We start from the raw sequence: 13,827 nt of genomic DNA, 5'->3' as shown, positions 1-13,827 counted from the left end.
CATCCTCTCTCCGGCCCGGCCCCCGCCCAAGACCGGTCCCGGCCCGTCACACGCCGTTCACGCGGGCACGGGCCGCCGGACGGGGCGTGATCAGCCACCCCCGAAAGCCTGGTAATGTTTCCTTCGTCGCCGCGAGGGAAACCCCGCACGACAGACACCTTGTCCGGGTGGCGGAATGGCAGACGCGCTAGCTTGAGGTGCTAGTGCCCTTTATCGGGCGTGGGGGTTCAAGTCCCCCCTCGGACACCAGTGAGGACCCCTGAGCATCAGGGGTCCTTTGCTTTTCCCCGCCGGCCCTGCTCGGCCGGGCGCGAATTGCCCTGTGTGTCCGTCCCCTTGCGGTGCGTGTGGGGCATCTCTCGTGGCGTACGAAAGCCCCAGGTCAAGAGTGTCGGTCCGGTCCGTCGCCGCTCCCCCGGACAGCCTTCCCGAGTGGCTTGGCCAAGTGGAGGAGCCTAGCGTCGTACTAATATTTCCGGCTTGTTACCGAGCTGGAGCCGGACAACCCCAGGCAGACCTGCGGGCCCGCCAGCGCCCCGGAGGCTTCCGGGATCGAGACGCGAGGACCGATGGCAGCCATAGACGAGGGCAGCGCTCTCGGCCTGCTCGACGAAGAGTTCCGCACGCAGTTCGGCGACAGGGCACGCTTCTCCGCGGGGTCCGCCGCCTCACCGCGCACGCTGGTCGACGTCTTCGATGCCTCCGTGCGGTCGTACCCCGACGAACTCGCCCTCGACGACGGCACCCACCGGCTCACCTACCGCGGCCTGGCCGTGGAGGTGGAGCGGTTGCGGCGGCGGCTCGACGAGGCGGGCGTCGGGCTCGGGGACCGGGTGGGGGTGCGGGTTCCCTCCGGGACCAACGAGCTGTACGTGGCCATCCTCGCCGTACTCGCCGCCGGCGCCGCCTACGTTCCCGTGGATGCCGAGGACCCGGACGAGCGGGCCGAGCTGGTGTTCGGGGAGGCGGCCGTACGGGCCGTCGTCGGGGCCGGGCACACCGTCACCACCCACGGCGCCGCCGGCTCCCCCGCCGCACGGCCCGGGGCCGGGCACGACGCCTGGATCATCTTCACCTCCGGGTCCACCGGGAAGCCGAAGGGCGTGGCCGTCACGCACCGCAGCGCCGCCGCGTTCGTGGACGCGGAGGCGGCCCTCTTCCTCACCGACGAGCCCATCGGGCCCGGCGACCGGGTCATGGCGGGGCTGTCCGTGGCGTTCGACGCGTCCTGCGAGGAGATGTGGCTGGCATGGCGCTACGGCGCCTGTCTGGTGCCCGTGCCCCGGTCGCAGGTCAGGAGCGGTGCCGATCTGGGGCCCTGGCTGGTCGAGCAGGAGATCACGGTCGTGTCGACCGTGCCCACGCTGGCCGCGCTGTGGGAGCCCGAGACCCTCAACGACGTACGGCTGCTGATCTTCGGCGGCGAGGCCTGCCCGCCCGAGCTGGCGCAGCGGCTGGTCACCGAGGGGCGCGAGGTGTGGAACACCTACGGGCCGACCGAGGCGACCGTCGTGGCCTGCGCGGCGCTCCTCACGGGTGAGGAGCCGGTGCGGATCGGGCTGCCGCTGAACGGGTGGGAACTCGCTGTCGTCGACGAGAGCGGGGAGCCCGTGCCCATGGGCGGCAGCGGGCAGCTGGTGATCGGCGGGGCCGGGCTCGCGCGGTATCTCGATCCCGAGAAGGACGCGGAGAAGTACGCGCCGCTGGAGTCGCTGGGCTGGGAGCGGGCGTATCGCAGCGGCGACCTGGTCAAGGCCGAGCCCGAGGGACTGATCTTCCTGGGGCGGGCGGACGAGCAGATCAAGCTCGGCGGGCGGCGGATCGAGCTCGGCGAGGTGGATGCCGCGCTGCAGGCGCTGCCCGGGGTGGCGGGGGCCGCTGCGGCCGTGCGGACCGCCCGCAGCGGCAACCAGCTCCTCGTCGGGTACGTCGTCACCCAGGACGGCTGGGACCAGGCGGCCGCCGTCGAGAAGCTGCGCGCGGAGCTGCCCGCAGCGCTGGTGCCGCTGCTCGCGCCCGTCGCCGAGCTGCCGACCCGGACGTCCGGGAAGGTGGACCGGGCCGCCCTGCCGTGGCCGCTCGAGGGCGTGGAGGCCCCCAAGGCCGATCTGTACGGCACCGAGGCCTGGCTCGCCGAGCAGTGGGCCGAGGTACTGGGCATCCCGGTGACCGGAGCCTGTGACGACTTCTTCGCGATCGGCGGCGGCAGCCTGGCCGCCGCCCAGCTCACCACCCGGCTGCGCACCCGCTATCCGAGCGCAGCCGTTCTCGACATCTACCAGCAGCCCACCCTGCGCAAGCTGGCCCGGCGCCTGGAGGCCTCGGCGCAGGACGACGGCGCGCAGCGGACGGTCGCGCCGGTGCCGGTGGGCGCCCAGGCCGTCCAGCTCCTGCTGCTCGTCCCGCTGCTCACGCTGCTCGGGCTGCGCTGGACGGTGGTCCTGGCCGCCGTCGGGAACCTGCTGCCCGCCTACGCCTGGCTGCCGACCGCCCCCTGGTGGCTGCTCGCGGCCGGCGGCCTGCTGTTCTTCAGCCCGCCCGGCCGGATCGCGATGGCGGCGGGCGGGGCGCGGCTGCTGCTGCGGGGCCTTGCGCCCGGCCGGTACCCGCGGGGCGGGAGCGTGCACCTGCGGCTGTGGACCGCCGAGCGGCTGGCCGAGTTCAGCGGGGCCACCTCGCTGACCGGCTCGTGGCTCGAGCGGTACGCGCGGGCGCTGGGCGCCCGGGTCGGTCCCGAGGTGGACCTGCACTCGCTGCCGCCGGTCACCGGCCTGCTCCGGCTGGGGCGCGGGGCCGCCGTGGAGTCCGAGGTGGACCTGCGCGGGTACTGGCTGGACGGTGACCGGCTGGAGGTCGGTCCGGTGCGGGTCGGCGCGCACGCCGTCGTCGGGACGCGCAGCATGCTGTTCCCGGGCGCGCGGGTCGGCAAGCGGGCCGAGGTGGCGCCTGGGTCGGCGGTCACCGGGCAGGTGCCCACCGGTCAGCGGTGGGCGGGCGCGCCCGCGGTCAAGCTCGGCAAGGCCAAGCGCAACTGGCCCAAGGAGCGGCCGCAGCGCGGCACGTACTGGCGGGTCATGTACGGCCTGACGGGCACCGCGCTCAGTGTCCTGCCCCTCGTCGCGGCCGTGGCCGCGCTGCTGGTCGCCCGGGTGTTCGTGACGCCCGGCGCCTCCCTCGCCCAGACGCTGCGCGGGGCCGCGCTCGGGCTGGTCCCGGCCACGCTCGCCTACGGGCTGGCGTACGCGCTGCTGATCCTGGTCGCCGTTCGCCTGCTCAGCCTGGGGCTGCGCGAGGGCACGCACCCGACGCACAGCCGGGTCGGCTGGCAGGCGTGGACCGTGACGCAGCTGATGGACCGGTCCCGGGAGACGCTGTTCCCGCTGTACGCCGGGCTGGTCACGCCGGTGTGGCTGCGGCTGCTGGGGATGCGCGTCGGGCGGGGCGCCGAGGTGTCGACCGTGCTCGCGCTGCCGAGCCTGACCACGGTCGGCGACGGGGCGTTCCTGGCCGACGACACGCTGACCGCGCCGTACGAGCTGGGCGGCGGCTGGGTGCGGATCGGGCACGCGGAGATCGGGCGGCGGGCCTTCCTCGGGAACTCCGGGATGACCGCGCCGGGGCGGAGCGTGCCGGACGGCGGTCTGGTCGGTGTGCTGTCGGCGACGCCCAAGAAGGCGAAGAAGGGCACCTCGTATCTGGGGCTGCCGCCGGTGAAGCTGCCGCGCAGTGCCTCCGGCGGGGACCAGAGCCGTACCTACGACCCGCCCGCCCGGCTGCTGTGGGCGCGCGGTCTGGTGGAGCTGTGCCGGATCGTGCCGGTGTTCTGCTCGGCGGCGCTGGCCGCGCTGACGGTGGCGGCGCTGTGTGCGCTGGGGCCGTGGGCGCCGCTGCTGTCGGGGCTGGTGCTGCTCGCGGCCGGTGCCGCGGCCGCGCTCACCTCCGTCGTGGCGAAGTGGCTGCTGGTGGGGCGGCACCGCACCGGGGAGCATCCGCTGTGGAGTTCCTTCGTGTGGCGCAACGAGCTGGCGGACACGTTCGTCGAGGTGCTGGCCGTGCCGTGGCTGGCCGGTGCCGTGCCGGGGACCCCGGTGATGACGGCCTGGCTGCGCGGGCTCGGCGCCCGTATCGGCAAGGGTGTCTGGGTGGAGAGCTACTGGCTGCCGGAGTCGGACCTGGTGACCCTGGAGGACGCGGCCACCGTGAACCGCGGCTGTGTCCTGCAGACTCACCTCTTCCACGACCGGATCTTGCGGACGGATACTGTGGTCCTCCGTGAGGGCGCCACGCTGGGCCCTGGCGGGATCGTGCTGCCCGGCAGCACGATCGGGGCCCGTACGACCCTGGGTCCCGCGTCGCTCGTCATGGCCGCGGAGTCCGTCCCGGACGACACCCGCTGGCTCGGCAACCCGATCGAGGCATGGCGTCCGTGAGCGCAGCCTTCCCGGGGCCGGTGGGCGGTGCACCGGCACGGAGTGGTGGCACAGCGCAGGGAGCGGACACAGCAGTGGCAGTTCAGCAGTCGGTCGGCCCGGACCCGTACTTCCCGGACAACGGTGACTCCCGCTACCGGGTGCACCGCTACGAGCTCACGCTGGACTACCGCCCGGGCCCGAACCGGCTGGCGGGCACCGCCCGGATCAACGCCATCGCGGGACGGACGGCGCTCACCGAGTTCCAGCTCAACCTGGCCGACTTCAAGATCGGCCGGGTGCGGCTGGACGGCCGGCAGCCGCACTACACGCACCGTGGCGGCAGGCTGCGCATCCGCCCGGCCAAGCCGATCCGGGCCGGGGCCGCCTTCACGGTCGAGGTGCACTGGTCCGGCAACCCCAGCCCGGTCTCGAGCCCCTGGGGCGGGATCGGCTGGGAGGAGCTGTCGGACGGGGCGCTGGTGGCGAGCCAGCCGATCGGGGCGCCGTCCTGGTACCCGTGCAACGACCGGCCGGCCGACAAGGCGTCGTACCTGATCTCGGTCACCACGCCGTCGGCGTACGCGGTGGTCGCGGGCGGGCGCCTGCTGACCCGTACGACGAAGGCCTCGACGACCACCTGGGTGTACGAGCAGGCCGCGCCGACGTCCAGCTATCTGGTCGGTCTCGCGATCGGCAAGTTCCAGACGGTGCTGCTCGGCGACCCGGGGCCGGGCGGGATCCCGCAGCACGGGCACATCCCGGCGCATCTGCTGCCCGAGTTCTCGCGGGACTTCGCGCGGCAGCCCGCGATGATGGAGCTGTTCCAGGAGCTGTTCGGGCCGTACCCGTTCGACGAGTACGCGGTCGCGGTGACCGAGGAGGAGCTCGATGTGCCCGTCGAGGCACAGGGGTTGTCGCTGTTCGGCTCCAACCACGTCGACGGGGCGCGGGGTTCGGAGCGGCTGGTGGCGCACGAGCTGGCGCACCAGTGGTTCGGCAACTGCGTGTCCATCGCCGACTGGCGGCACATCTGGCTGAACGAGGGCTTCGCCAAGTATGCGGAGTGGCTGTGGTCAGAGCGTTCGGGCGGCCGTACGGCGCAGCAACTGGCCGCCGCCGCACACCGGTTGCTGTCCATGCAGCCGCAGGACCTCCGGCTGGCCGATCCGGGCCGCAAGTCGATGTTCGACGACCGGCTCTACGAGCGGGGCGGGCTGACCCTGCACGCGGTGCGCTGCGCGCTGGGCGACGAGGCGTTCTTCCTCATGGTGCGCAGCTGGGTGCGGTTGCACCGGAACGGGTCGGTGACGACGTCGGCGTTCACGGCACACGTGGCCCGGTTCGCGGACGAGCCGGTGGACGGGCTGTTCGAGGCGTGGGTGCACGGCGCGGCGCTGCCGCCGCTGCCGGGCGCGCGGGCGGCCGTCTAGTTCCCGAGGCCGAGCAGGAGCTTGCACGGCCCGGCTCCGTTCGGCGGCCGGGGCGAACACCGGCTCGGCCCACCCGCTCCTCGACGTCCACGGGCCGTAGGGCCGCGGATGCCGAGGAGGGGGTGGGCCGTCGTCGCCGTCCCGCTCCTAGATCACCAGGGACAGCAGGAGGACCAGGCCGCCGGCGACCACCGAGATGATCGTCTCCATCACCGACCAGGTCTTGACCGTCTGTCCGACACTCAGCCCGAAGTACTCCTTCACCAGCCAGAAGCCGGCGTCGTTGACCTGGCTGAAGAAGAGTGAGCCGGCGCCGATGGCGAGGACCAGCAGGGCGGTGTGGGTGGTCGACATGTCGGCCGCGAGCGGCGCGACCAGACCGGCCGCGGAGATCGTCGCCACCGTCGCCGAGCCGGTGGCCAGCCGGATCGCCACCGCGATCAGCCAGGCCAGCAGCAGTGCCGGGATCGACCAGCCCTTGGAGATGTCCAGGATCATCTGACCGACGCCGGAGTCGATCAGCGTCTGCTTGAAGCCGCCGCCCGCGCCGACGATCAGCAGGATGCCCGCGATGGGCATCAGGCCCCTGTCGACCGTCTGCTGGAGCCGGTCCTTGCCGAACCCGGCGGCCCGGCCCAGTGTGAAGAAGCCGACGATCACCGCGGTGAGCAGCGCGATCAGCGGGGAGCCGACGACGTCGAAGACCCGCTGGGTCATGTCGGTGGGGTCGTCGGCGACGATGTCCACCAGCGCCTTGGCCAGCATCAGCACCACGGGCAGCAGCATGGTGGCGAGCGTCGCGCCGAAGCCGGGCCGGCGCTCCAGCTCCTCGGTCGTGCGCTGCGGGAGCATGCGGTCGGGGGCCGGGACGTCCACCCAGCGGGCGGCGAACCGGGAGAAGACCGGACCGGCGATGATCACCGTCGGAATGGCGACGACGATGCCGAGCGCCAGGGTCACGCCCAGGTTGGCGCCGACCGCGTCGATCGCGACCAGCGGGCCGGGGTGCGGCGGGATCAGGCCGTGCATCACGGACAGGCCGGCCAGCGCCGGGATGCCGATGCGCATCAGGGAGTAGTTGCCGCGCTTGGCGACCATCAGCACGACCGGGATCAGCAGCACGATGCCGACCTCGAAGAACAGCGGCAGGCCGACCACGGACGCGATCAGCACCATCGCCCACGGCATCGCACGCCCTCCCGCCTTGGCGAGGATCGTGTCGACGATCTGGTCGGCGCCGCCGGAGTCGGCGAGGAGCTTGCCCAGGATCGCCCCGAGCGCGATCAGGACGCCCACGCCGGCCACCGTGGCGCCGAGCCCGGTGGTGAAGCTGGTGATGGCCTTGTCCAGCGGTGCCCCGGCGACGGCCCCGAGGACCAGCGACCCGATGGTCAGCGCCAGGAAGGCATGGAGCTTGAACTTGGTGATGAGCAGGACGATGACGGCTATGCCCGCCAGGACGGCGATGCCGAGCTGGGCGTGGCCGGCCGAGGTGATGGGCTGGACGGTGTCCGCTGCCAGCATCTCGACACTGAGTCTGGTCACGGGGGTTCCCTTGCAGGTACGGGGGGACGGGGGTGGGGTGCTACTCGGAGGTCTCGGAAAGCGCGTCGAGTGCCTTCACGGCTCGATCGGCGATCTCCTCGGGGCCGCCGCCGATGTCCACGGCGACACCCCGCTCGTCGGACTCCAGGGGCTGGAGCGTGGCGAACTGGGAGTCCAGCAGGGCGGGCGGCATGAAGTGACCCTGCCGGTGGGACATCCGGTCCTCGATGAGCTTCCGGTCGCCCGTGAGGTGCACGAACACGACCCCGGGCGCCACGGCCCGGAGCCGGTCCCGGTAGGACCGCTTCAGCGCCGAGCTGCTGACCACCCCGCCGAGCCCGTCCCGCCCGTGCGCCCAGTGACCGATGGCGTCGAGCCACGGCCACCTGTCGGCGTCCTCCAGCGGGATCCCGGCCGACATCTTGTCGATGTTGGCCTTGGGGTGGAAGTCGTCGCCCTCGGCGTACGGGACACCCAGCCGGGCGGCGAGCAGCGGCCCGATCGTGGTCTTGCCCGTCCCGGCGACACCCATCACGACGACGACCTGGGGGGTGCGCATGACTGCCTCGCTGTCTTCCTCGACATCCGACGCCGACGTCCGGCGTCGCCACACTGAAACCCATTAGGTACGACGAATTCAAGAGTGTGTGATGCATAAGTCTGACTTTTTAGCTCTGTGATCCACGCCGTACTCTGAGTGCATGAGCACACCGGGCCGGGGGCTGCACGGCCGCGTACTGGACACCCTCGGTCCCGCGATCACCGCGGGCGAGTACCCGCCGGGCAGCGTTCTGCGCACCGACGAGCTGGCACAGCACTTCGAGGTGTCACGTTCCGTGATGCGCGAGGCGGTTCGGGTACTGGAGTCCATGCACCTGGTCGAGTCCCGCCGCCGGGTGGGTGTCACGGTCCGCCCCAAGGCCGAGTGGAACGTCTACGACCCGCAGGTCATCCGCTGGCGCCTGGCGGGCGCCGACCGCCCGCACCAGCTGCGTTCCCTGACCGTGCTGCGCTCGGCGGTCGAGCCGGTGGCGGCGGGCCTGACCGCGAAGAACGCCACGCCGGAGCAGTGCGCCGAACTCACCGAGTGCGCACTGGGCATGGTGTCCAACTCACGCGGACACCGGCTGGAGCAGTATCTGGTCCACGACATCGCCTTCCACCGGGTCATCCTCACGGCCTCGGGCAACGAGATGTTCGCGCGGCTCGGCGACGTCGTCGCGGAGGTCCTGGCCGGGCGCACCCATCACGAGGTGATGTTCGCGGACCCCGACCCGGCTGCCGTGACCCTGCACGTGCGGGTCGCGGAGGCGGTGCGCGCGGGCGACGCCGCCCGCGCCGAACAGCTGACCCGCGAGATCACCGTGGGCGCCCTCCAGGAGCTGGACATCCTGGCGCCCTAGCCGGCGTGACCGCCGGCTCAGGTGGCCGGCCCGGCGTCCTGGTCGAGGAAGTCTCCGTCGACGTACACCCAGGCCCCGTCCACCCGCTCGAACCTGCTGCGCTCATGCAGCGAGCCGCCGCGGTAGGAGGCGCGGAACGTCACGGTGCCGGTGGTGTGGAAGGCGGTCCCGTCGGTGCTGCCGAGGATCTCCAGCCCCGTCCACTTCATGCCCGGGTCCAGGTCCAGGCGCTCCGGCCGGGTGCGTGGATGCCAGGTCCGCAGCAGATACCCCGTGTCGCCCTTCACGAACGCGCTGTACCGCGACCGCATCAGCGCCTCGGCGGTCGGCGCGGCGGCGGACCCCGAGTGGCAGCGGCCGCAGCAGGCGTCGTAGGACTCGGGTCGGCCGCAGGGGCAGGTGCGCGTGGTCATGGCCCACATTCTGCCCGTGACCGGGGAGGCGCCCGCCGCCGGTGCGGTGCACAGTGGAATGAGGAGACGCGCCGGTGCGTCCCGTTGCCTCGCAGCGCAGTGAGGAGAGACGGACGATGACTCGACCCGTGAGCAACCGTCCTCCGTCCGTCAAGGAATGGCGGCTGAACCTGTACCTGTCCGAACACGACCCGGACACCACGGCCCGGATCATCCTGGACACCGGGGACAACGTCCTGGAGAGCCACGCGGAGGCCCGCAGGAGCCCGTACGACACGGCGGTGCCCGAGATCGGTGACGAACTCGCGGCCGGACGTGCGCTGATCGCCATGGGCCGGGTGCTGCTGCGCGCGGCCGCGGGCGACATGAAGGAGATGGGCGCGATCGAGATCGACACTCCCGCGCCCCTCTGGCCGACCCAGGGATGACGGAGCCCTGCCGTGCTCTTCACCGACCGAACCGAGGCGGGGCGGCAGTTGGGCGCCCGCCTCGAGTACCTGAGGGGTCAGGACGTCGTGGTGCTGGGGCTGCCGCGCGGCGGGGTGCCGGTCGGCGCGGCGGTCGCCGAGGCGCTGGACGCGCCCCTGGACGTCTGCCTGGTGCGCAAGCTGGGCGTGCCGGACCAGCCGGAGCTGGGCATGGGCGCGATCGGCGAGGGCGGCGTACGGGTGATCAACGAGGAGGTGCTGCGCCTCACCGGTGTCGGCGAGGAGGCGCTGGACCGGGTCGAGAGACATGAGCGCGAGGTGCTCGCACAGCGGGCCGCCCGCTACCGGGGCGACCGCACTCCCGTCGACGTGGCGGGCCGGACCGCGGTGGTCGTCGACGACGGCGTGGCCACCGGCTCGACCGCGCGGGCGGCCTGCCTGATCGCCCGGGCCCGGGGCGCGGCGCGGATCGTGCTCGCGGTCCCCGTGGCACCACGGGACTTCAGCCGACGGCTCGGCAGGGACGCCGACGAGCTGGTCAGCCTCGACACCCCGGACGACTTCCTCGCGATCGGCCAGTTCTACGTCGACTTCGCCCAGACCGGCGACGACGAGGTCACGGCCTGTCTGCGGCAGGCGGCCAGGCGCCACGACCGCTTCGCCGGCACCGGCGCCGAGGACCGCGAGGTGGAGGTGGCGGCCGGTGCCGTACGGCTGCGCGGGCGGCTCACCCTGCCCGAGGGGGCGACCGGTGTCGTCGCCTTCGCCCACGGCAGTGGCAGCAGCCGGCACAGCCCGCGCAACCGGTTCGTGGCCGAGGGACTGAACCGGGCCGGCCTCGGCACCCTGCTCTTCGACCTGCTCACCGAGGCCGAGGAGCGCGACCGGGCCAATGTGTTCGACATCGGGCTGCTGGCCGGGCGGCTGGCCGACGCCACCGCCTGGCTGCGCGAGGAACCCGACGTCGAAGGGCTCGCCGTCGGCTACTTCGGCGCCAGCACCGGCGCGGCAGCCGCCCTGTGGGCCGCCGCCGACCCGTCGGCACGTCCCGCCGCGGTCGTCTCCCGTGGCGGCCGGCCCGATCTCGCCGGGCCTCGGCTGCCCGAGGTGACGGCGCCCACGCTGCTCGTCGTGGGCGGCGCCGACCTGCAGGTGCTCGGGCTCAACCAGGAGGCCCAGGCGCAACTGCGGTGCGAGAACCGGCTGGAGGTGGTCCCCGGCGCCACGCATCTGTTCGAGGAGCCCGGCACGCTGGAGCGGGTGACCGAGCTGGCCCGCGACTGGTTCGCCGACCACATGGCGCCCGCGCACGTGTAGGCGGGGATCATGCCTGAGGGGCTCGTCACCCTGTTCCTCGCCGGTGACGTCATGCTCGGCCGGGGCGTCGACCAGATCCTCGCGCACCCCGGTGACCCCGTCCTGCGGGAGGCCTACGTGCACGACGCCCGCGACTACGTGGCCCTGGCGGAGGCGGCGAACGGTCCGGTACCGCGGCCGGTGGCCCCCGCCTGGCCTTGGGGCGAGGCGCTGCCGGTCCTGGCGGGTGCCGCGCCCGACGTGCGGGTGATCAATCTGGAGACGGCGGTCACCCGGGACGGCCGCTTCGCTCCGGGCAAGGGAGTCCACTACCGGATGAACCCGGCCAACCTGCCCTGTCTCGCCGCGGCGCGCCCCGACGTCTGTGTGCTCGCCAACAACCATGTGCTCGACTTCGGGACCCAGGGCCTCGCGGAGACGCTGGACTGCCTGGCGGCGGCCGGGCTGCGCATCGCGGGTGCGGGCCGGGACGAGGACGCGGCCTGGCGTCCGGCGGCCGTACCGCTGCGGGCGGGCGGACGAGTCCTGGTCTTCTCCTTCGGGATGCCGTCCAGCGGGATCCCGCGCGGCTGGGCCGCCGGTGCCGGGCGGTCCGGGGTGGCCCTGGTCGCCGCGCCGACCGAGGGCACCGCGGCCGTGTTCGCCGACCGGCTGCGGCAGGCCGGCCGCCCGGACGACATCGTGGTCGCCTCCGTCCACTGGGGTTCCAACTGGGGATACGGCGTCTCCCGCGCGGAGGTCCGCTTCGCCCACGCGCTCGTCGAGGCCGGGGTGGACGTCGTCCATGGGCACTCCTCGCACCACCCGCGTCCGGTGGAGGTGTACCGGGACAGGCTCGTCCTGTACGGCTGCGGCGACCTGGTCGACGACTACGAGGGCATCGGCGGCTTCGAGCGTTACCGGGACGACCTGCGGCTGCTGTACCTGGCGTCGGTCGAACCGGGCACGGGCCGGCTGACCGGGCTGCGGATGGTGCCGCTCCAGGCCCGGCGGATGCGTCTGGAGCACGCTTCGGAGAAGGACACCGCCTGGCTGCGCGCCGCCCTCGACCGGTGCAGCCGTGACTTCGGGACCCGGGTCGAGCAGGGGGACGATGGCACGCTCATGGTGCGGGCTCCGTGCTGAGAGCGGAGTTCAGGCCCGCCTGCCCTTGCGCAGGAACCGGCGCAGGCGGGTCAGGGGCCAGGTGTTGATGACGTCCTCCTTGGTGAGCCAGCCGCGCTGTGCGGTGCCGACGCCGTAGCGCAGTTGGCCGAGGTGGGGGACGGAGTGCGCGTCGGTGTTCACCGCGAACTTCACCCCGTGCTGCCGGGCCCGCGAGATGTCCTCGTCGCGCAGGTCCAGCCGGTCGGGCTGGGCGTTGACCTCCAGCGCGGTGCCGTTGCGGGCGCAGGCGGCGAACACCTCGTCCCAGTCGGCGTCGACGCCCCTGCGCCTGCCGATGAGCCGGGTGGTCGGGTGGCCGATGACGTTCACGTACGGGTTCTCGCAGGCCCGCAGGAGCCGTCGGGTCATCGCCTCGCGGTCCAGGTCGAAGTGGGAGTGCAGGGAGGCCACGCACAGGTCGAAGCCGGCCAGGAAGTCGTCCGGCCAGTCCACGTCGCCGTCCGGGCCGATGTTCAGCTCCGTGCCGTGCAGGAGTCGCATCCTGCCCAGCGTGCCGTCCAGTTGCCGCAGTTGCTCCCGCTGGGCGAGGACCTTCTCGTCGGTCATGCGCTGCATGTACAGGTGGGGCGCGTGGTCGGTGACCGCGTAGTAGGCGTAGCCGCGTGCGGCGGCGGCCTCCAGCATCGTCTCCAGCGGTGCGAGGCCGTCGGTGAGGTCCGTGTGGGTGTGCAGGTCGCCGCGGATGTCCCGCTCGGTCAGCACCTCGGGCAGCTCGCCGTGCAGCGCGGCCTCGATCTCCCCGCGGTCCTCCCGCAGCGTCGGCGGGATCCAGGGCAGGCCGAGCCGGTCGTACACCTCCTCCTCCGTGCGGGAGGCGAGCGACTCCCCGCTCCCGGCGTCGAACAGGCCGTACTCGGAGAGCTTGAGTCCCTGGCGGACGGCGATGGTGCGGGTACGGATGTTGTGCCCCTTGGAGCCGGTGAAGTACTGCAGTCCGGCGCCCCACGAGGAGGGCGGCAGCACCCGCAGGTCCACCTGGACGCCCTTGTGGGTGCGGACGGACGTCTTCTTCTCGCCGTGGGCGATCACCTCCGAGGTCGACGGCAGCGAGACGAGGGCGTCCATGAAGGGCCCCGACCGGTTCGCGGCGACGAGGATGTCGATGTCGCCGATGGTCTCCCGCATGCGCCGCAGGGAGCCGACGTAGGTGCAGCGCTCGCAGCCGGTCACCGCGGACAGCTCGGCGACGATGTCCTCGGCGGTGTCGAGGGCCAGGTGGACGGGGATGCGGTCGCCCGCCTGCCGCAGCAGCCTGATCCCGTGCAGGATCTTCTCCTGCGTCTTCTCGCCGAACCCCTTCAGGTCGGCCAGGGCGTCCGCCTCGATGGCCGCGGCCAGTTCGTCCACCGAAGAGATGTGCAGGTCCTCGTAGAGCCGCAGCGCCTTCTTCGGGCCGAGTGTGGGGATGGTGATCAGCTCCCGCACCCCGGCCGGGATCTTCGCGCGGCGCTCCTCGACCACGGCCATGGTGCCGGTGCGCAGGTACTCGATCACCTTCTCGGCGATCGACCGGCCCACGTTCGGGATCTCCTTCAGGCCGTTCGCGTCCAGCCGGGAGATGTCGGCGGGGTGGCCGCCGATGGCACGCGCCGCCTTCTCGTAGGCGCGCGCCTTGAAGGCGTCGCCTCCCGTGATCGCGACGAGGTCCGCGTACTCCTGAAGGAGCGCCTCGACCTCTTCATTGGGCCGGGCCACCCCTTAAGTCTAGGAAG

Annotated in this window: 10 protein-coding genes and 1 tRNA gene; 7 read left to right on the top strand and 4 right to left on the bottom strand. The window is 72.7% G+C overall.

Annotation, left to right across the window (positions count from 1 at the left end):
- Positions 1-161: 161 nt before the first annotated feature.
- The 3 genes from FB157_RS24435 (at position 162) to FB157_RS24425 (ending at position 5,842) form a co-directional block, all read left to right on the top strand.
- A tRNA-Leu gene (locus FB157_RS24435) sits at positions 162-249 on the top strand.
- A gap of 320 nt (positions 250-569) precedes the next feature.
- Positions 570-4,430 carry a Pls/PosA family non-ribosomal peptide synthetase gene (locus FB157_RS24430; RefSeq protein ID WP_145882762.1) on the top strand — a complete coding sequence of 1,287 codons (3,861 nt, stop codon included), beginning with the start codon at positions 570-572 and terminating at the stop codon, positions 4,428-4,430.
- A gap of 74 nt (positions 4,431-4,504) precedes the next feature.
- Entirely contained in the window at positions 4,505-5,842 is a 1,338-nt protein-coding gene (locus FB157_RS24425) for a M1 family metallopeptidase (RefSeq protein ID WP_145882761.1), read from the top strand.
- A 147-nt stretch (positions 5,843-5,989) separates the two neighbouring features.
- Here the strand turns inward: FB157_RS24425 and FB157_RS24420 are convergent, their stop codons facing one another.
- Complete coding sequence (locus FB157_RS24420) at positions 5,990-7,387, bottom strand: GntP family permease (RefSeq protein WP_145882760.1); 1,398 nt, start codon at positions 7,385-7,387, stop codon at positions 5,990-5,992.
- A 40-nt stretch (positions 7,388-7,427) separates the two neighbouring features.
- Positions 7,428-7,946, bottom strand: coding sequence for a gluconokinase (locus FB157_RS24415; RefSeq protein WP_145882759.1), 519 nt, complete (start codon positions 7,944-7,946; stop codon positions 7,428-7,430).
- Between the two features lie 142 nt (positions 7,947-8,088).
- Between FB157_RS24415 and FB157_RS24410 the strand changes: the two genes are divergently transcribed.
- The gene (locus tag FB157_RS24410) at positions 8,089-8,790 is read left to right on the top strand and encodes a FadR/GntR family transcriptional regulator (protein ID WP_145882758.1); all 702 of its coding nucleotides are present in this window, start codon (positions 8,089-8,091) and stop codon (positions 8,788-8,790) included.
- Positions 8,791-8,807: 17 nt separating this feature from the next.
- Here the strand turns inward: FB157_RS24410 and FB157_RS24405 are convergent, their stop codons facing one another.
- Positions 8,808-9,203: a YchJ family protein gene (locus tag FB157_RS24405; RefSeq protein ID WP_145882757.1), complete on the bottom strand. Its 396-nt coding sequence runs from the start codon at positions 9,201-9,203 to the stop codon at positions 8,808-8,810.
- A 116-nt stretch (positions 9,204-9,319) separates the two neighbouring features.
- On the opposite strand from FB157_RS24405, the gene FB157_RS24400 reads away from it, so the two are divergent.
- From FB157_RS24400 to FB157_RS24390, 3 genes are read left to right on the top strand one after another with little or no spacing between them, the layout of a single operon-like run.
- Positions 9,320-9,631 (top strand): dsRBD fold-containing protein, encoded by a 312-nt coding sequence (locus FB157_RS24400; protein WP_145882756.1) that lies wholly within the window; start codon positions 9,320-9,322, stop codon positions 9,629-9,631.
- A 12-nt stretch (positions 9,632-9,643) separates the two neighbouring features.
- Positions 9,644-10,948, top strand: a complete 1,305-nt coding sequence (locus tag FB157_RS24395) for a phosphoribosyltransferase (RefSeq protein WP_145882755.1) — start codon at positions 9,644-9,646, stop codon at positions 10,946-10,948.
- Between the two features lie 9 nt (positions 10,949-10,957).
- Positions 10,958-12,073, top strand: coding sequence for a CapA family protein (locus tag FB157_RS24390; protein WP_145882754.1), 1,116 nt, complete (start codon positions 10,958-10,960; stop codon positions 12,071-12,073).
- A 9-nt stretch (positions 12,074-12,082) separates the two neighbouring features.
- Here FB157_RS24390 and polX read toward each other — a convergent pair whose 3' ends face one another.
- A complete protein-coding gene (gene polX / locus FB157_RS24385; RefSeq protein ID WP_145882753.1) occupies positions 12,083-13,810 on the bottom strand; it encodes a DNA polymerase/3'-5' exonuclease PolX in 1,728 nt (575 codons plus the stop codon).
- Positions 13,811-13,827 lie beyond the last annotated feature (17 nt).

The organism is Streptomyces sp. BK340, assembly GCF_007827595.1.
In the GTDB taxonomy this organism is placed as follows: domain Bacteria; phylum Actinomycetota; class Actinomycetes; order Streptomycetales; family Streptomycetaceae; genus Streptomyces.
The sequence above is the reverse complement of the archived record's forward strand: the minus strand, read 5'-3'. Positions and strand labels throughout refer to the sequence as shown.

Bases quoted from the DNA above. Each gene is read 5' to 3' on its own strand.
- FB157_RS24410 (WP_145882758.1), top strand. From the start codon at position 8,089: ATGAGCACACCGGGCCGGGGGCTGCACGGCCGCGTACTGGACACCCTC.
- FB157_RS24415 (WP_145882759.1), bottom strand. From the start codon at position 7,946: ATGCGCACCCCCCAGGTCGTCGTCGTGATGGGTGTCGCCGGGACGGGC.
- FB157_RS24405 (WP_145882757.1), bottom strand. From the start codon at position 9,203: ATGACCACGCGCACCTGCCCCTGCGGCCGACCCGAGTCCTACGACGCC.
- FB157_RS24390 (WP_145882754.1), top strand. From the start codon at position 10,958: ATGCCTGAGGGGCTCGTCACCCTGTTCCTCGCCGGTGACGTCATGCTC.
- FB157_RS24400 (WP_145882756.1), top strand. From the start codon at position 9,320: ATGACTCGACCCGTGAGCAACCGTCCTCCGTCCGTCAAGGAATGGCGG.
- FB157_RS24430 (WP_145882762.1), top strand. From the start codon at position 570: ATGGCAGCCATAGACGAGGGCAGCGCTCTCGGCCTGCTCGACGAAGAG.